13 protein-coding genes are annotated in these 18520 nt (G+C 69.4%); 3 read left to right on the top strand and 10 right to left on the bottom strand.

The features are described from left to right. Positions 1-64 precede the first annotated feature (64 nt). Positions 65-2359, top strand: a complete 2295-nt coding sequence (locus tag IF188_RS02575; protein WP_191170192.1) for a beta-L-arabinofuranosidase domain-containing protein — start codon at positions 65-67, stop codon at positions 2357-2359. 63 nt (positions 2360-2422) lie between these two features. On the opposite strand, the gene IF188_RS02570 is transcribed toward IF188_RS02575, so the two are convergent. From IF188_RS02570 to IF188_RS02560, 3 genes are all read right to left on the bottom strand, one after another. Continuing rightward, entirely contained in the window at positions 2423-3718 is a 1296-nt protein-coding gene (locus IF188_RS02570; protein ID WP_191170191.1) for an ABC transporter substrate-binding protein, read from the bottom strand. 255 nt (positions 3719-3973) lie between these two features. Beyond that, complete coding sequence (locus IF188_RS02565; RefSeq protein WP_191170190.1) at positions 3974-5095, bottom strand: dienelactone hydrolase family protein; 1122 nt, start codon at positions 5093-5095, stop codon at positions 3974-3976. Then, positions 5092-6093 (bottom strand): LacI family DNA-binding transcriptional regulator, encoded by a 1002-nt coding sequence (locus IF188_RS02560; RefSeq protein ID WP_191170189.1) that lies wholly within the window; start codon positions 6091-6093, stop codon positions 5092-5094. Before IF188_RS02560 ends, IF188_RS02565 begins: the two co-directional genes overlap by 4 nt. A gap of 120 nt (positions 6094-6213) precedes the next feature. On the opposite strand from IF188_RS02560, the gene IF188_RS02555 reads away from it, so the two are divergent. Beyond that, a complete protein-coding gene (locus IF188_RS02555; RefSeq protein ID WP_191170188.1) occupies positions 6214-7149 on the top strand; it encodes a carbohydrate ABC transporter permease in 936 nt (311 codons plus the stop codon). Further along, on the top strand, positions 7139-8056 hold the full coding sequence (locus IF188_RS02550) for a carbohydrate ABC transporter permease (RefSeq protein ID WP_191170187.1): 918 nt from the start codon (positions 7139-7141) through the stop codon (positions 8054-8056). The genes IF188_RS02555 and IF188_RS02550 overlap by 11 nt, the downstream gene beginning before the upstream one ends. Positions 8057-8351: 295 nt before the next feature. Here the strand turns inward: IF188_RS02550 and IF188_RS02545 are convergent, their stop codons facing one another. The 7 genes from IF188_RS02545 to IF188_RS02515 all read right to left on the bottom strand — a co-directional run bounded on the left by IF188_RS02545 (position 8352) and on the right by IF188_RS02515 (position 18499). Next, positions 8352-9236, bottom strand: coding sequence for a sugar phosphate isomerase/epimerase family protein (locus IF188_RS02545; protein WP_191170186.1), 885 nt, complete (start codon positions 9234-9236; stop codon positions 8352-8354). After that, positions 9233-10450: a dihydrodipicolinate synthase family protein gene (locus IF188_RS02540; protein ID WP_191170185.1), complete on the bottom strand. Its 1218-nt coding sequence runs from the start codon at positions 10448-10450 to the stop codon at positions 9233-9235. Before IF188_RS02540 ends, IF188_RS02545 begins: the two co-directional genes overlap by 4 nt. A gap of 5 nt (positions 10451-10455) precedes the next feature. Continuing rightward, entirely contained in the window at positions 10456-11583 is a 1128-nt protein-coding gene (locus tag IF188_RS02535) for a Gfo/Idh/MocA family protein (protein WP_224751383.1), read from the bottom strand. Positions 11584-11948: 365 nt separating this feature from the next. Then, complete coding sequence (locus IF188_RS02530) at positions 11949-13256, bottom strand: glycoside hydrolase family 27 protein (protein WP_224751291.1); 1308 nt, start codon at positions 13254-13256, stop codon at positions 11949-11951. Continuing rightward, complete coding sequence (locus IF188_RS02525) at positions 13253-15535, bottom strand: beta-galactosidase (protein WP_191170183.1); 2283 nt, start codon at positions 15533-15535, stop codon at positions 13253-13255. The genes IF188_RS02530 and IF188_RS02525 overlap by 4 nt, the downstream gene beginning before the upstream one ends. Before the next feature lie 5 nt (positions 15536-15540). Beyond that, positions 15541-17127 carry an arabinosylfuranosidase ArfA gene (gene arfA, locus IF188_RS02520; protein WP_191170182.1) on the bottom strand — a complete coding sequence of 529 codons (1587 nt, stop codon included), beginning with the start codon at positions 17125-17127 and terminating at the stop codon, positions 15541-15543. A gap of 82 nt (positions 17128-17209) precedes the next feature. Next, entirely contained in the window at positions 17210-18499 is a 1290-nt protein-coding gene (locus tag IF188_RS02515) for an ABC transporter substrate-binding protein (protein ID WP_191170181.1), read from the bottom strand. Positions 18500-18520 lie beyond the last annotated feature (21 nt).

Here is an 18520-nt window from a genome sequence, read left to right as displayed (position 1 = left end):
CGCGGTAGATTGGCAAGCGGTTTCCCGTGTAGCGCGAGCCGGATCGACCCCGCGAAGGAGCACCATGCCCGAGACACCCCGATCGGCGTCGTCCGCCCCGCTGCTCTTCGTGCCGGCATCCGACGTGCGCCTCGAACCGGGTGCGGATCTCGACGCGCAGCGCACCGTCGCGGCGACGCTGGGGCGTCTCGACCCGGACCGACTCCTCGCTCCCTTCCGTCGCGAGGCGGGCCTTCCGCACGCCGAGCCGTACCCCGGATGGGAGTCCGACGGACTCGACGGGCACACCGCCGGCCACGTCCTGTCGGCCGCGAGCACGCTGGCTGCGGGAGGGGATGTCGTCGGCGCGGGTCTCGCGCAGACGCTGGTGCGCGGCATCCGGGACTGCCAGCGGGCGACGGGAACGGGTTATGTCGGCGGCGTTCCGGACGGCGAGGCGCTGTGGGACGAGCTGCGCGACGGCCGGATCGACGTCGGCGCCTTCCACCTCAACGGGCGCTGGGTGCCGCTGTACAACCTGCACAAGATCCTCGCGGGGCTCATCGACGCGGTCGAGCTGACCGCGGATCCCCTCGCCCGTGAGGCACTCGACGACCTGGGCGGGTGGTGGCTGCGCATCCAGGCAGACCTCGACGATGCCGCCTTCGACCGCATCCTGGAGTGCGAGTTCGGCGGCATGACCGAGGCGTTCGCGCGGCTCGCGCTCGTGACGGGGGACGCCGCGTTCCTGCGCCTCGCCCGCCGGTTCGCCGGCCGGGGGCTCGTCGAGCCGCTGGCCGCCGGGCGCGACGAACTCGACGGCCTGCATGCGAACACGCAGATCCCGGTGGTCGTGGGCTTCGCGACCATCGAGCGCGCGGCGCGCGTCGTCGCGCCGGAGCTTCTGCCCGAGGTCGAGCCGCGCGAGGGTGCGGCGGCGCGGGGGTTCTTCGAGCGCGTGGCCCGGCACCGCAGCGCCGCGATCGGCGGCGACAGCGTGCGCGAGCACTTCCCGGCCGACTTCGCGAGCATGTTCATCGCGCGCGAGGGGCCGGAGTCGTGCAACACGCACAACATGGTCAAGCTGGCCGCCGAGCTGCACCAGCTCACCGGCGACGACGCGTACCTGCTGTGGGCGGAGCGCGCGCGGGCGAACCATCTGCGTTCGGCGCAGCATCCCGAGCACGGCGGACTGGTGTATTTCACGCCGCAGCGTCCCGCGCACTACCGGGTGTACTCGCCGGAGGCCGAGGGCTTCTGGTGCTGCATGGGGTCGGGTTTCGAGGCGCAGGCGCGGCACGGGGCGCTGGTGTACTCGGCGGGCGCGGACGAGCTGCGGGTCAACGCCTTCGTGCCGTCGCGGGCGCAGGTCGACGGCGTCTCGGTGGTCGTGGCGGTCGATGCGGACTCCGATTCCGCCGTCGTGCATGCGAGGCTCGAGGTGCGGGCTTCGCGGCCGGCTCGCCTTGCGGTGCTGATCCCGGACTGGGTGGACGGTTCCGCTGTGGTGGTTCGGGATGCCGCCACCCGGCGGGTCCCGGCGGGCACGCGCGCGGTGATCGAGGTCGAGCCGGGGGTGGCGGTCGCGCGGTTCGCGTTGCCTCGGGCCTTGCACTGGGAGCGCCCGGCCGACGGCTCGGACTGGGCGTGGATCGTCGACGGTCCGGACGTGCTCGCGCAGCGCATCGCGGACGACCGGCTGGCGTACCGGGGGAGCGGTGCGCGCATGGGGCACATCGCGGTCGGTCCGCTGCGGCCGATCGCCGAGACGCCGGTGCTCGCGCCGGATGCGCTCGAGGGCGCGCAGCGCCTCGCGCCCGGCCGGGTGCGGGTGCCGACAGCCGACGGCGGTTCGGTCGAGCTGGAGCCGTTCGCGGGCATCCACGATGCCCGGTACACGCTGTCGTGGCCGGTGGTGTCCACATCGGTCGCCGAGCGTCGGGCCGCACTCGAGGCGATCGATGAGGCATCCCTCGGTCTTGAAGCGCGCACGCGTGACCTCGTGGCCTTCGGGGACCAGCAGCCGGAGTCCGACCACGGCCTGACGGCGACCGATGAGGAGATCGGCGTCGATGGCGACGCGCGCTGGCGCCGGACGCGCGGCAGGATCTCGCTCACGCTGCGCGACTGGAGCGGCACCGCGGATGCGCTGCGCGTGTCGTGGCTGGCGTCCTCCGAAGCGGCTCGGCTTCGCGTGACGGTCGGGGATGCCGTCGTCCTTGACGAATCCGTGCCCGCCGGCTCGCCCGCGCTGACGCGCGAGGTCCACATCGCCGTCGAGCCGGGTGCGGTGGAGGTAGCGGTGCGCCTCGAAGCCGTGGACGGGGCGACGCCGCGCCTGCACGAGCTGCGGCTGCTGGCCGAGGCATCCGATCGCTGAAGATCGAATCGACGAAGCGCTCCTCGGCGGAGCCAAGGAGCGCTTCGTCGAGCTTGCGGTGGATCAGCCGTTCGCGGCCTGCAGCGCGACGTCGACTTGATCGACGTAGTCGGCACCGGCCTTCTCAGGCGTCGTCTTCTCGAACGAGACGTCGTCCCACAGCTTGGTGATGATCGGCCCGAGTTGCGACGTCGGCAGTGCGATCGGGTTCTGCGGCGTGCCGCCCGCCTCGGACAAGCGGGCGATGAAGTCGACCTGTGCCTGCTCGGTCGCGCTGAGGTCGTCGCTGATCGTGTCGAGGACCTCAGGAACGGCGGGGATCCCCAGCGTCAGCTTGTTGAGGGGCCCCGCCTCAGGGCTGTTGAGGAGGAAGTCGATCAGCTGTGCGGCCTCCTTGGGGTGCGCGGACTTCGAATAGACCGCGTACTGGACCGTCGGCTGCAGGACCAGGCCGGCCTTGCCGCCCGAGTCGCCGGGGACGTTCAGGATCTGCAGGTCCTGGCCGGAGGACTGCGCGTAGATGCTCACGAAGTTGATCGGCGCGAATGTCATGCCGATCCGGCCCTGACCCATCAGGCTCTGCTCGAGAGACGCACCGGCGTCTTCGGCTGCTGTCGACGCGTCGGGCGAGCCTCCCGAGGTCTGCAGCTCCTTGGAGAATGCGAAGAACGAGGTGGCGGTGTCTTCGCTCACGCCGTTCTCGCCATCGGCGGTGTAGAGGTCCTCGCCAGCCTGACGCGCGAAGGCCATGAGGCTCTGGTCATTGGTGATCTGTGCCGACCCGTACGTGCCGTCCGGCGAGTTGGCCGAGATCTTCGCAGCGATGTCGATGTAGTCGTCCCACGTCCACGTGGTGTCGTCGGGGATCTCGACGCCGGCAGCCGCGAACACGGCGGGATTGACGATGATGCCCCTCGACCCGACACCAGTCGGGATCGCGTACAGCTTCCCGTCGATGATTCCCGAATCCAGCGATCCGGGGGTGAACTTCGACTGGTCGATGTCATCCGACAGATCGTGGATCGCGTTCTTGCTCACGTATTGGGGCAGTGCGTCGTACGTGATCTGGATGGCGTCGGGTGCGCCGCCGCCCGCTACCTGCGTGGCGAGCTTGTCGTAGTAGCCGTTGTACTCGCTCGGCTCGCCCTCGACCTTGATGTTCGGGTACTTCTTCTCGAAGAGCGCGATCTGCTCGGCCTTGATCGAGTTCAGCTCGTCACTGCCCCACCACGCGAACCGAAGTGTCACGGTGCCGTCCGCCGCGCCGTCGCTGCTGCTGGAGCATCCGGCGAGGGTGACGGCGACGCCGACCGCTGCGATGATCGCGAGGACTCGCCGTGAGCGTGTGCCTGTGGTCATGGTGTGATTCCAATCTCGGTGCGGCGACGATGCGCCGGGTAGAAATCGTTTTCTCGTCGGGCCGAGAAGAACGCGTCATCCGGGACTCTGGGTGCGGTCACGGGCCGGGCGTTCTGAGCCGGGAGCTCGCAGGAGAGGCTGATTCCTGCGGGTATCCGCGTCAGAGAGCGCTGCGCCGTTGCGATGACGTTCTGTGACTCGACTCGTCGGGATGAGAAAGCGTTTCCCGAAAAGTAGCAAGACCGTGCACGAGTGTCAACCGACTGGGGAAGTGCGCAGCGCATCAGCGAGGAATTCCGCTGCTTCGGCTTGCATCGCCGCCGTCGAAAGGTGACCCGCGTCGTGGAACGACCCCCGATACGAGCCGTCACCGTGGTGCCGAAGGAGTTTCTGGTGTGCGTCGTCCATTCCGGTGCGGGCGAAGAGCGGATCGCGGACACCGTACTGGACGAGCGTGGCCCGTGCCCGTCCGATTGCAGGCACCTCCGGCCAGTCGCAGACCTGCCACAGTCCGGGGGAGTTGAGTAGCCAGGAGTGGGTGTCGAGGTAGTTCGGCACGATCGACCCATACGTCGCCATCATGCACGTGATGACCACTGCGCGCACTCGGCCGTCTAGCGCGCCGACCAGCGCGGCGCGCCCGCCGCCGCCGGATAGGCCGAAGACGCCGATGCGTCCCGAATCCACCTCGGGTTGCGACGCGAGTACGTCGAGAGCGGCGAGATCGTCTGTGACGACAGCTCCGGCGAGCGTGGTGCCCAGCATCCCGGCGGCCTTGGCGATGGTGTCTTCGTGGAGCGAGGCCGCCGCGTCGAATCGCTCGGCTTCAGACGGGACGACGCCCTGTTCGCGCCACAGCGCGTTCTGCGCGGCAATCAGGCCCGACAGCCTTGGAGTGGGCGCGCTCAGGTCGAATGCCCGGCTGCCCCACGAGAACGTGTCGTGGCAGAGGACGGCGAAACCGGCACGAGCCAAGTCGTTCGCCGGCGATCTGCCGTCGTAGACCGCGGTGCGCAGTCGCTCCGCGGACTCGTGCGGAGGGAGGTCGGTGCGCACGAGCTGCTCAGCGCCGGTGGAGCGGACGCCGCCATGACAATGCAGAGCCAGCAAGCCGGGGAGGGGCGCGTCGCCCGCCCTTTCCGGGGTGAGCAGGTAGGCGACGGTGGGCGGTCCGAACGGTAGACGCCAACGCAGTCGCCGCCCGCGGACACCGCCTGACGTCCACTCGTGCTCGACCTCGACACCGGACGCCGACGCAGCCCGGGCACCGAGCGCGGTGACGAGACGGCGCTGCAGCTCGTCGCCCGCCGGGGCGGGTTCAGCTTCCTGCAGGAATCGTGGCCAGTCCTCGTAGCCGGCGAGCGGGTCCGTGATCATCGGGGTGCCCTCGCCGTGCTCTCGCGCACCTGCAGCCGTGGCCGGAAGAACATCGCAGGTGCCGCCTCTCGACCTTCGATCAGCCTATGCAGGGCCGCCCAGGCGTGTTCGCCCATCTCGCTCGTCGGCACCGTCGCCGACGTGAGCGGTGGGCTCGCGAACTGGGCGAAGGGGATGTCGTCGAGCCCCGCGACCGAGATGTCGTCGGGCACACGGACTGAGCGGGAACGCAGTCCGTTCACCAATCCCAGCGCCACCAGGTCGTTGAATCCGATGGCCGCCGTCGCTCTCGTGGCGATCACAGTGTCGACGGCTCCGGCACCGTCCTGGAAGCTGACTCCGCAGTCGATCTCGATGACGGACACATCGTTGTGGCGCCGGCGGAGCTCGTCCAATGCCTCGGCGCGCTGGGTGTTCGTCGCACTCGCACGGACGCCCGCGAGGTAGACGATCCGGCGATGGCCCAGGTCATACAGGTGCTGGGCGACGTCGTGGAGCGCGGACCGATAGTCGGCCGCGATCACCGGGACGTCATGTCCAGCGTCCCGATTGACGACGACCACCGGAGTGAGAGTGGGCAGCAGCGCGGTCAGCTCGGCTTCGCCCATGCGTGGCGCGCACAGCACGAGGCCGTCCGTGCGTCGTCGCGCCTCGGTGGCCAGCGACCGCTCCTCGGCGACGGTCTCGTTCGTGTCGGCGACGAGCACGTGGAAGCCGTCGCGGCTGGCGCTGCGGCTGATGCCCCGGAGGATCTCTTGGAATGTGGGATTGGCGAGGTTCGGGACGACGACGGCGATGGTCTGCGTCCGCCCGAGCACGAGGCTGCGCGCGAGCGGATTCGCCGAGTAGCCCAGCTCGGCCGCTGTCTCGCGCACTCGTCGGGCGAGTTCTGGATCGACCGTGGGGTTGCCGTTCATTACACGCGAAACGGTGGCGGGTGACACGCCGGCGCGCTCGGCCACGTCCGAGATGTTGAGCGTCCGCGGGGGTCTGGTCATCGGGTCTTCCTCGTCATCGAGCGCGGTCTTGCGTCGTGCGCAAGTTACTGTATCGTCTCAGAAAGCGTTTTCTGTTGCCAGATCGAGGAGGACCGAGATGACCGGATCGACGGTGATGCCATGAGTGTCATGACCGAGTTGACGCACCTCGGAGGCGCGCGACGAACCCGTCGCCAGCGCGCGAAGCATCCCGATACCAAGGCTGCGATGGTCTTCCTGCTGCCGTGGCTGCTCGGGCTCGTCTTCATCACGCTCATCCCGATCGTCGCCTCGCTCTACTTCTCGTTCACGCGGTACGACCTGTTCAACCCGCCCACGTTCATCGGATTCGACAATTTCACGCGGATGTTCCAGGACCCGCGTCTGTTCGCCTCGCTCGGCGTCACGTTCACGTACGTGCTCGTCGGGGTTCCGCTCGCGATGGGGGCCGCACTGGGCGTGGCGCTGATGCTTGACAAGGGGCTGCGCGGCCTGTCGTTCTACCGCTCGATGTTCTACCTGCCGTCCCTGCTCGGATCATCTGTGGCCGTCGCCATCCTCTGGAAGCAGATCTTCGGAGTCGATGGCCTCGTGAATCAGTTCCTCGCGCTGTTCGGCATCGACGGGCCGGGGTGGATCTCCAATCCGGACACCGCCCTCGGCACCCTGATCCTTCTGAGCGTCTGGGGCTTCGGAGCGCCGATGGTGATCTTCCTCGCCGGGCTTCGTCAGATCCCGGTGATGTACTACGAGGCTGCGTCCGTCGACGGCGCGAGTGCGATGCGGCAGTTCTTCTCGATCACACTGCCACTGCTCAGCCCGATCATCTTCTTCAACCTCGTGCTGTCGATGATTGGCGCATTTCAGGCCTTCACGCAGGCCTTCATCATCTCGAACGGTTCGGGCGGCCCGTCGGATTCGACACTGTTCTACACGCTGTACCTCTACCAGAAGGGCTTCACCGCCTTCGACATGGGGTATGCCTCGGCCATGGCCTGGCTCCTGGTCGCGATCATCGCCGGGTTCACGGTCGTGAACTTCGCTCTCTCAAAGCTGTGGGTGTTCTATGACGACTGAGACGCTTGTCACCTCGGGCTCAACCCGGCGTCCGGCTGCTGTGCGGGCCGATGCCAGGCGCCGTTCCGTATATCGGCGACGTACCGCCTTGGGAGCGCTCGCGAGGCACGTTTTCCTGATCGTGGTGTCGGTGCTGCTCATCTATCCACTGCTCTGGATGATTGTCAGTTCGCTTCGTCCCAACGACGAGATCTTCCGTCTGCCCGGCCTATGGCCGGTCTCGTTCGATACGTCGAACTACATCGACGGATGGAACGCGCTGTCCCCGTCGTTCGGCACATACCTCGTGAACTCCGTCATCGTCGTGCTGGGCAGCATCATCGGCAACCTCGTCTCGTGTGCGATGGCGGCATACGCGTTCGCTCGACTTGACTTCCGCTTCAAGCGCACGATGTTCGCGATCATGCTGGTGACGATCATGCTGCCCATGCATGTCGTCATCGTGCCGCAGTACATCATGTTCAGTCAGATGGGCCTGGTGAACACCTTCTGGCCCCTCATCCTGCCGAAGATGCTCGCGACGGATTCCTTCTTCATCTTCTTGATGGTGCAGTTCATCCGCGGCATCCCGCGCGAGCTGGACGAGGCGGCCCGCATCGACGGTGCCGGTCACGCGAGGATCTTCCTGCAGATCCTCATTCCGATGATGACTCCTGCTTTGGCGACAACGGCGATCTTCACGTTCGTGTGGGTGTGGAACGACTTCTTCGGAGCCCTCATCTATCTGAACAACCCGCAGCTCTTCACGGTTCCACTCGCGCTGCGCCAGTTCCTGTCGTCTCAGGGCTCGTCGAACTTCGGGGGCATGTTCGCGATGTCGGTAGTCTCGCTCGTGCCCGTGTTCCTGGCCTTCCTCTTCGGCCAGCGGTTCCTCATCAAAGGCATCGCGACGACCGGAATGAAGTAGGCGCCGACTCTCTCGTCGCCCGAGGCGCCCCGCGAGCCTTGTCTCAGACAACTCGGGCTCACCTGGTCGTTGGGCAAAGCGACGAACGAGCGAGGGCCAGACGTCGTGGGACGTTCTCGTGAAACCCGGATGCGTGCGCATCGCGAGCGGCTGCGTCTGATGGGCGGCTTGCGGCGTTTCGACTCGCTCCGCTCGCTCAACGACCGGATGGCTGTGCCGGGGCGTGACCTGCACGGAACGACGAAGCGCCCGCGGGGGCCAAGAACCCCGCGGGCGCTCCGAGACTCGGGCGGCGTCAGCTTGCGACGCGGGCACGCAGATGCGGCGAGACGGATGCCGCGAACCCGGCGGCCGTGCGCTCCACGACGGTGCGGGGGTCGGTGTCCCAGATCTCCTGGTTGAAGATCTCGACCTCGATGTCGCGGTCGTAGCCGGTCGCCTCGACGGCGGCGGTCAGCGACGCGAAGTCGATGACGCCGTCGCCGGGGTAGTGGCGGCTCAGCAGCACGTCCGCGGCCAGCGGGTTCTTCCAATCGCATACCTGGTACGTGGCGATGCGTCCCTCGCGGCCCGCGCGCTCGATCGATGCGAGCACGTCCGGGTCCCACCAGATGTGGAACGTGTCGACGGTGGCGCCGACGACAGCGGGATCGAAGTCCGCCGCGATGTCGAGCGCCTGACCGAGCGTCGAGACGACGCAGCGATCCGACGCGTACATCGGGTGCAGCGGCTCGATCGCCAGGGTGACACCCGCGGCGGCGGCATCCGGAGCGAGCTCGCCGATCGCGTCGCGCACGCGCTCCCGCGCACCGGCGACGTCGCGCGAGCCCTCGGGCAGGCCGCCGGCGACCAGCACGAGGATCGCGGTCGACCCGGGCGCTCCGGCGGCGGCCAGCGTCGCCGTCTCTTCGATGGCGACCCGGTTGTCGTCGATCGACGCGCGGCGTGCGGGCCCCTCGGGCACCGTGAAGAAACCGCCGCGGCAGTGAGTCGTGAAACGCAGCCCCGAGTCGGCCAGCATCGACGCGGCGGTCGAGAGTCCCACCTCGTTCACCGGTTCGCGCCACAGCCCGATGCCCTGCACCCCGGCCTCGGCCGTCACGCGCAGCGCGGTGGCGAGGTCGGCGTACTTGATGGTCGCCTGGTTGATCGACAGACGTGGGTCGACGGTGGCGGTCACGCGATCACCCCGGGAACGTCGATGCCGTTGTGGCGCAGCATCCCGTGCCAGCGGATCGCCGCGAGCTCCGGCTGCTCGAGCGCGAGCGACGCGTTCGCCAGCTCGACGATGCGCGACAGGTGCGGGAGGCTGCGCGCCGAGTGCAGCCCGCCCACCATCTGGAACGCGGGCTGGTGACCGTTCAGCCACGACAGGAACGCGACACCCGTCTTGTAGTAGAACGTCGGCGCGGCGAACACCTGGCGGCTGAGCTCCTCGGTCGGGCTGAGGATCTCGAGGTACCGGGCCGGGTCGCCGGCGTCGAGCGCCTGGATCGCCGCCGACGCGACCGGCGTGATCGCCGCGAACGCGCCGAGCAGGGCGTCCGAGTGCTGCCGGGAAGACCCCGCGTCCCGCTCCGGCTGACGAGCCTCGGGCACGTCCGCCCCGCCGATGAGCCCGACGTAGTTGAAGTCGTCGCCGGTGAACATGCGCACGGACTCCGGCAGCCTCTCGCGCACCGACACCTCGGAGGCGGCATCCAGCAGGCTCATCTTGACGCCCGCGATCTTGTCGACGTTCTCTTCGATGATGTCCAGAAGGACGGTGGATGCCTCACGCCAGTCGGTCGAGCCGAAGTAGCCGTCGAGCACCGGGTCGAACGCCGTGCCGAGCCAGTGCAGCACGACGGGCGTGGTCGCCGCATGCAGCACCTCGCGGTACACGCGGCGGTAGTCGGCGGCCGACTCCGCCACGCGCGCCAGGTGGCGCGAGGCCATCAGCACCGGGCCGGCGCCCTGCTCCTCGGTGAAGTGCAGCTGCTGCTTGTAGGCATCGATCACCTGGTCGATCGAGATGCGCTCCTCGTCGACGTGGTCGGTATTGACCCCGACGACGACCGAGCCGCCCTCTTCGCGCGCGACCTGCGCCGAGCGCGCGATGAGGTCGCGCGTCGCCGCGGCGTCGAGGCCCATGTTGCGCTGCGCGGTGTCCATGGCATCGGCGACGCCGAGGCCCCACGAGTACACGGCGCGACGGAAGTCGAGCGTGGCATCCCAGTCGACCTCGGCCGGCTGACCGGGGGTGTTGTCGGCCCACGTCCGGGGCACCACGTGCGCGGCGGCGTACGCCACGCGCGAGCGAAGCGGCCCGTCGGGGCGCGTGTAGCCCGGGGCTTCGTTCAGCTCGGCGGCGGTGAGGACCCCGTCTGCCGAGAGAAGGGTGAGGTGCGGCATCCCGATCACTCCAGGGTGAGCGCCGGCAGCTCGACCTTGCGGCCTTCGCGGCTGGACTGCAGGCCGGCCTCGGCGAGCAGCACGCCGCGCGCGCCTGAGAGCAGGTCGAACGCGTAGGGGGTGTCGAGCACGTAGGACTCGAGGAACTCCTCCCACTGCTGGCGGAAGCCGTTCTGGAACACGTCGTTGACGGGCACCTCGGCCCAGTCGGCGTCGTAGTCGTGGTCGTCGGCCAGGTCGGGGTTCCACACCGGCTTGGGAGTGGCGTTGCGGTGCTGGATCTTCGCGCCGAACAGGCCCACGACGGCCGAACCGTGCGTGCCGTCGACGTGGAACTCGACGAGCTCGTCGCGGTTCACGCGCACGGTCCACGACGAGTTGATCTGCGCCACGATGTCGCCCTCGAGCTCGAAGATGCCGTACGCGGCGTCCTCAGCGGTGGCGGTGTAGTGCTCGCCCTTCTCGTCCCAGCGGTCCTGGATGTGCACGGCGGCCTGTGCGTAGACGGTCTTGACGTCGCCGAACAGGTTCTCGAGCACGTAGTTCCAGTGCGGGAACATGTCGACGATGATGCCGCCGCCGTCCTCGGCGCGGTAGTTCCACGACGGGCGCTGGGCGGGCTGCCAGTCGCCCTCGAACACCCAGTAGCCGAACTCGCCGCGCACCGACAGGATGCGGCCGAAGAAGCCGGAGTCGATGAGGCGCTTGAGCTTCTGCAGGCCCGGCAGGTACAGCTTGTCGTGCACGACGCCGGTCTTGACGCCGGCATCCTGCGCCAGCTTCGCGAGCTCGAGCGCCTCGGCGACCGTCTCGGCGGTGGGCTTCTCGGTGTAGATCGTCTTGCCGGCGGCGATGGCCTTGCGCAGTGCCGCGGCGCGGGCCTTGGTGACCAGGAAGTCGGCGTAGATCTCCCAGCGGGGGTCGGCGAGGGCGGCGTCGAGGTCGGTCGTGTAGTCCTCGATGCCGTGCTTCGCCGCGAGCTCGGCGAGCTTGGCCTCGCTGCGGCCGACGAGCAGCGGCTTGACGGTCACGCGCGTGCCGTCGGACAGCTCGATGCCGCCCTGCTCGCGGATCGCCAGGATCGAGCGCACGAGGTGCTGGCGGTAGCCCATGCGGCCCGAGACGCCGTTCATGATGATGCCGATCTCACGCACCTGTGCTGGTGCATCGGGGGAGAGCGCCTCGGTGCCGGCGGGGGCGAGGGTCGTGTCGGTCACGGGGTCCTGCTTTCTTCTCTGAATGCTCTGGGTACCCGGCGGCTGTCCGCTCACTGGGTAAACGCTTTCCAATAGTGTGCCATGAGAGCGGATGCCTCGCAAGCGCTTTCCCGAGGCATCCCCTTCTCCGTCCCCTTTGCTCCGCAGTCACCTTCGGTCGCAGCGCGGACACGTAACCCGCAGAAGCTGACTGCGGAGCGAGCTACCACGATCGCTCCGCAGTCAGCTCGTGCGGGTTGAGAGCATGAGCGCCGCGAGAAATGACTGCGGAACAGGACGCGTCAGACGCGCAGCAGCACGCAGCCGTGCGGCTCGAGGGCGATGCGCACGACCGAGCTGCCGGGAGCCACGCTGCGCGCGGCGTTCGACTGCTCGTGCACGGCCTCGACGGTGACGGACTCGCCGGACCATACGTCGACGACGCCCGCGGGCGCCGCACCCAGCCCGAGGGACCGCGTGTCGAACGGCTCGACCCGCGCCTCGTCGTCGAGGTTGAACACGGCGACCCAGCGCTCGCCGTCCGGCCCTGGGGCCGCCCACACCACGAGACCGCGCTCGCGGAGCAGCTCCCGGTTGCCGTGCGATTCGTTCAGCACGCGCAGCACGTCGTCGTTCGTGAACAGCGCGATCGTCTCGGCCGCGCTGGTCGGCAGGTCGCCGCCGATCATGAGCGGCGATCGGGCCATGACCCACAGAGTCACCAGCGTGCGGCGCTCGGCGAGCGTCAGCGCGCCTTCGCGGGGCTCGCCGCGCTCGGCCCGGATGCCGATGCGGCCGAGCGGCAGCATGTCGGCGTCGGGCCAGCCGTCCGGAACGGCGAACGGCGCCCACCGCGCGAGGCGGGCGAAGTTGGGCTCGATGTCGTCCCAGCGGTCCCACACGTCGTCGCACACGCGCCACATGGTCGCGTTCGCACGCAGGTGGTCGAGGTGCGCGGCCGACAGGTCGCGCCCGGGCGAGAGCGAGAGGGCGATCTCGCGGTCGGCGCGCTCGACCGCGAGCGCGTACGCCTCGATGTCGGGCACCTGGTACGGCCACAGCATGTCGTCGGCCTTCACGAAGTCGAGGCCCCACTCGGCGAACTGCGCGACGCACGAGTCGTAGTAGGCCTGCGCGGCCGGGTTCGTGTGATCCAGGCCCACATAGTGCGGGTTCCACTCGCACACGTTGGTCGGGTCGGTGATCTGCGACGCCGTCGAGTCCGTGCCCAGCACGGGGGTGTCCGCGGCGACGGCGACGCGGGGGATGCCGCGCATCACATGCACGCCGAGCTTCAGGCCGAGCCCGTGAAGGCGCGCGGCGAGCGGACCGAACCCCGCCCCGCCCGCAGAGCTCGGGAAGCGCACGGGGTCGGGATGCAGGCGTCCGTGTGCGTCGATCGTGAGTCGCGCGGCCTCGTTGTAGCCGTGCGACCGCGGCTGCGGGTCGGCCCAGTCGGCGTCGATCACGATCGTGTCCCACCCATGGGCCAGCAGGTGCTCGGCCATGAACTCGGCGTTGGCGATCACCTCGTCCTCGGTGACGGTGGTGCCGTAGCAGTCCCAGCTGTTCCAGCCCATCGGGGGAGTCGGGGTCTTGCGCAGGGTCATCGGAGGGTCTCCTTCGGCTCTCGTCGGGGTGCTGTCTCGCGCCAGAGGGCGCGCTGTTCGATGGTCACGTCGTCGAGCGCGCACAGCGTGGCACGCGCGGCGGCCAGGCGCGCGGCGGCGTCGGCCGGAAGATGCACACCGCTGTCGGCGCGCAGGGGCAGGATGCGCAGCTCAACGTGCGATGCCGGGCCGACGCCGGCATCGCGCAGGCTGACGATGAACTCCGAACCGTCCCAGAACCGGTCGGTCGCCGTCTCGCCGTCCACTCGAAGCTGCAGGACGTCGCCGGCCCACCGTACCCGCAGCACGGCGTCGTCGGTGTGCGGCGGCACCTCGAGGGCGAACACCGCCGCATGCGCGTCGAGCACCTCGTCGCGCGGCGCCGCCTGGCGCCCGTCACGGTTGCCGTAGTCGCCCGACGGCACCGATGGTTCACGCACTGTTCCGACGGCGCAGGATGCCTCCAGCCTGGCGCCGTCCGAGAGCACGAGGTCGAGTGCGCGCCAGGCTCCGCCGGCGTACTCCCGCACCTCGGGGTGCGCCGCCCCCGACCTCACGGAAACGCTGCCGGCAGCATCCCAGGTCACCTCGTCCGGCGAGACGAGCAGCCGGCGCTCGCCGGCCTCGACGACCCAGGCGTCCGCCGCGTCGGCGGCGGTCAGCACCAGCACGTCGAGCGCCCCGGCGAGTCGCAGGGGGTCGGCGCCGGGCTCGACATGGTGCACGACGCCGTCGTGCACGATCTCGACGGGGATGCCGGCGTCCTCGGCCAGTACCAGGGTGGGCACCGACCCGGGCAGCACCGTCAGCGCGGAGGCCGTCGCCCAGTCGATGGTCACGCCGCCGATCTCCAGCCCGAGGGGCCACCGGGCGAGGGTCCCGGGCGGGATGTCGACGGGAGCGCTCGGCAGCTCGACCGGCCCGCGCGGCGTCTCGATGCGGAACCGCGCGCCGCGGTACACCGGCAGCGCGACGTGCGGCTGATGCCATCCGATGAAGACGAACCCCGCGCCGTCCTCGGCCCGCACGGCCCAGCGCAGCGTCGTGGAGTCCTCGACCCCGGCCGGCCGCAGCTCGGGCAGGTAGGACCGCATCGGGGCGAGCCGATCGCCGAACGCGGCGATGAACGCGTGCTGCTGCCGCAGCGCGGCATGGCTCGGGGCAGTCCGCCCGGCCTCGCCGATCGGCGCGTGGAAGTCGTACCCGCGCGGTGTCATGTCGTTGGGGTAGCCCGTCGCCTGCGTCTCTTCGAGGTCGGGGCCGGGGTTCGTGCCGCCGGCATACATGTAGTAGCCCTGCCAGGCAGAGCCACTGCCGAGCTTCGCGTGAGCGACCGCGGCGATGTCGAGGGCCTCGGGACGCGGGCGCCGGTGGTACGCGGTCGCCATGCCGCCGCCGAGCTCGCACGTCGCGGCGGGGAACCAGGCCGACAGTTCGGAGCTGCGCGTGGCAGCCGGGGCACGGCCGGAGCCGGTGGCCGCGGCATCCGCTTCCCTCACGTCGGCGCCGATGCCGGGGTCGTCCCACGTGTCGGAGAAGAAGAAGTGCGCGCGGAAGGTCGGATCCCACGGCTGGCCTGGATCGACCCAGAACCCGTCGCCGTACCCGCCCCACAGCGGCAGCATCTCGGGATCGGGCAGCCGTGCGCCGCCCCATGCGGTGGCCGTCCACAGCGGTGCCGACAGCCCGGCCTCGCGGGCGAGGCGCTTGAGCGTCACGAGATGCCCCGACTGGTCGTACAGCTCGTTCTCGAGCTGGATGCCGAGCAGCACGTCCGGCCTGCCGCGGTCGCCCAGCGCGCGGGCGAGACGCCCGAACCACTCGGCCACGAGCGCCAGGTACGCGGGATCGTCGGTGCGATGCGCGACCCGCGCGTGCTGAACCCAATCGGGGAACCCGCCGTTGCGCATCTCGCCGTGAACCCACGGCCCGATGCGCAGCACGACCTCGAGGCCCTCGGCGCGCGCGGCGTCGACGAACGCTCCGACGTCGTACCGGCCGTCGAAGCGCGCCTGCCCGCGCACCGGCTCGTGATGCAGCCACGGCACATACGTCGAGACCACCGTGATGCCGCCCGCCCGCATGAGGCGCAGACGCTCGGTCCACCGCTCGCGCGGGACCCTCGTGTAGTGAAGTTCGCCCGACACCGGCAGCCACGGGCGCCCGTCGCGCATGAGGCTGCTGCTGGTGAGCGAGATCCCGGGGCGGGCGTCCTCGTCGTTCGCCATGCGCGGCGTACGCGCCTCGCGCGCGGCGTGCGTGGCGTCGAGGTGCAGCATGCCGGTCAGGCGAGCCGGATCGCGGCCCACGAGACCGCCGGCAGCTCGACCGTGAGCGCATCGCCGTCGATCAGGGCCTCGGCGGCACGTACGCCGACACGGGTCTGATCGGCGAGCGTGTTCGCCGCGTACAGGTCGTCGTCGTGCAGCAGGTGCGTCTCGACGATCGCGACGTCGCGGCCGAGCTCGCGCACGAGCGGAGCGAGGTCGACGCGCAGGCGTGTTGCGGCTGGGCCCACGCCGCCAGAGGCTCCGCGCGGCGCGCCAGCGCCGTGTGGAGGGGCGGTGGGGACCGTCGTCGAGCGGTTGACGACGAACAGCGAGACGCCGTCGTCGTCGATCGTGGCGACCGCGTTCAGGTTCGCCACCTCGCCCAGCTTCTGCGAGACGAATGAGCCCGACGACACCGGCACGCGCATCGCGCGCCCGTGCGCCAGGCGCGACGTGATCGAGAACGGGAAGAACGTCGTCTGTCGCCACGCGGGCCCGCCGGGCTCGGTCATGATCGGCGCGATCACGTTGACGAGCTGCGCGAGCGAGGCCGAGCGCACCCGGTCGGCGTGCTGCAGCAGCGTGATCAGCAGATCGCCGAACACGACGGCATCCAACGCGTTGTACTTGTCTTCGAGCAGCCGCGGTGCCACCGGCCAGGCGCCGCCCTTGAACTCGTGCCCGGACTCGCTGCCGTCCTCGCGGTGCAGGTACCAGACGTTCCACTCGTCGAACGAGATCATGATGCGCTTGTCGCTCTTCTTCGTCGCGGCGACCGTGTCGGCGATCGCGACCACCGACTCGATGAAGCGCGCCATGTCGACTCCCGAGGCGAGGAACTCCTGCGCGTTCCCGTCGTGCTCCTGGTAGTAGGAGTGGCACGAGATGTAGTCGACGTCGTCGAAGGTGTGCTCGAGCACCTGCCGCTCCCACGAGCCGAACGTGGGCATGCCCCGGCCGGACGACCCGCACACCACGAGCTCCACGTCCGGATCGATCATGCGCATCGCTTTGGCGGTGCGCATGGCGAGCTTGCCGTAGTCGTCGGCATTGCGGTGACCGACCTGCCACGGGCCGTCCATCTCGTTTCCGAGGCACCACATCTTGACGCCGAACGGCCGCTCGCGCCCGTTCGCGGCGCGCTGGTCCGTCCACTGCGTCGGAGTGTCGACGTTGGCGTACTCGAGCAGGTCGAGCGCCTCTTGCGTGCCGCGGGTGCCGAGGTTGACGGCGAGCATCAGGTCGCTGCCGACCCGGTCGAGCCACGCCTGGAACTCGTGCAGCCCGACCTCGTTGGTCTCGGTCGAGTGCCACGCCAGGTCGAGGCGGCGCGGGCGCTCGTCCTTGGGTCCGATGCCGTCCTCCCACCGGTAGCCCGACACGAAGTTGCCGCCGGGGTAGCGGATCGTGCTCACGCCGAGCTCTTTCACGAGCTCGACGACATCGGTGCGGAATCCCTCGTCGTCGGCCGCGGGGTGCCCGGGCTCGAAGATGCCGTCGTAGATGTGGCGACCCAGGTGCTCGACGAACCCGCCGAACAGGCGGCGGTCGATGTCGGCGATGTCGTGGTGCGGGTCGAGGCGCGCGGTGGCGTCGGGCATTGCGGCTCCAGGTGAAGAGAAATGTGGATGCCGCGGCCCAGGGCCGCGGCATCCACCCGATCATGGCTCAGGTTCGGCAGGCTCAGCCGAGCACCGTGTCTGCCTCGGAGAAGAACTGCGACACCGCGTCGTCGACGCTGAGCGTACCGAGGCCGAGCTCCTTGCCGAGGTCCCAGAACTTCTGCTCGAGCGAGCCGTAGCCTGCGACGGGAACGGGCGGGGCGTCGCCGATGCGGTCCGCCTGCGCGTCGATGTAGTCGGCGACCTGCTTGTCGACGCCTTCGAGCGTGGTGCCGGCGAGCTTCGACGACGATGCCGGGTAGCCGAGGGTGGTGCCGAAGATCTCACCCGCCTCGGCGCTGTTGACGACGAAGTCGAGGAAGAGGGCGGCGGCCTCGGGGTGCTCGGTGTTGGCCGAGATCGCGACCTGCAGGCCGGCTTGGCGGTAGAGGTCCTTCGCGCCCTTCTTGGCGATCGGGGGAGCGATCATCGAGATCGACGAGGCGCCGGAGTCGGCGAGGTAGCCGCCCAGGAAGTTGCTCCAGCTCATCTCGCTGGCCGTCGCGCCGGCGCCGAAGCCGGACTTGGGCGAGAGCTCTTCGAGGCTCTGCTGCGGGATCACGACGCCGTCGCGGATCGCGTCGCCCGAGTGCCAGAAGTCGCTCAGCTCATCCTCGGTGAAGCCCAGCTCGCCGTCGTCGGTGTACAGGTTCTCGCCCTTCGCACGCAGCACGAGCTCGAAGTTCTGGATGCGCTGCGTGTAGTCGGTGCCGCCGTAGGGCTTGCCGCCCGTGGCCTCGGTGACCGAGGCCATCCAGTCGTCGAAGTCCTCAGCGCTCGTGCCGCCCTCGGGCGCCTCGATGCCCGCCGCGGCGAGCAGGTCGTCGTTCACGAAGTTCGCCCACAGGCTGTAGCCGGTCGGCAGCGAGTACTGCACGCCGTCGAGCGCGCCGGTGCCGAGCAGCGAGTCCTCGAACGTGGTGGTGTCGATGTAGTCCGACACGGTGTCGAGGTCGAGCAGGTTGTTCGACTGCGCGTACTGGCGCAGGTAGCTGTCGGAGAACTGGAACACGTCGGGCAGGTTGCCCCCGGCGGCCTCGGTCTGGCGCTTCTCCCAGAAGCTCGGGTAGTCGCTGAACGACGGGTTGACCGTGATGTTCGGGTACTCCTCGTTGAACGCGGCGATGAGGTCGTTGTAGCGCGAGGCGCGGTCGTCGTTCCCCCAGAAGGCGAAGTCGATCGTGACCTTCTCGTCGGGGTCGAAGGTCTTGCCGGGGTCGGCGGACTCGCCCGAGCCGGAGCATCCGGCCAGGATCAGGGCGGCGCTCGCGGTCAGGGCGCCGACGGCGAGCAGGGTGCGGCGTGAGGGCATCGTGGACTCCGGATTCTCTGT

The organism is Microbacterium helvum (assembly GCF_014779795.1).
Lineage (GTDB): Bacteria > Actinomycetota > Actinomycetes > Actinomycetales > Microbacteriaceae > Microbacterium > Microbacterium helvum.
This window is presented reverse-complemented; position numbering and strand designations above follow the sequence as displayed.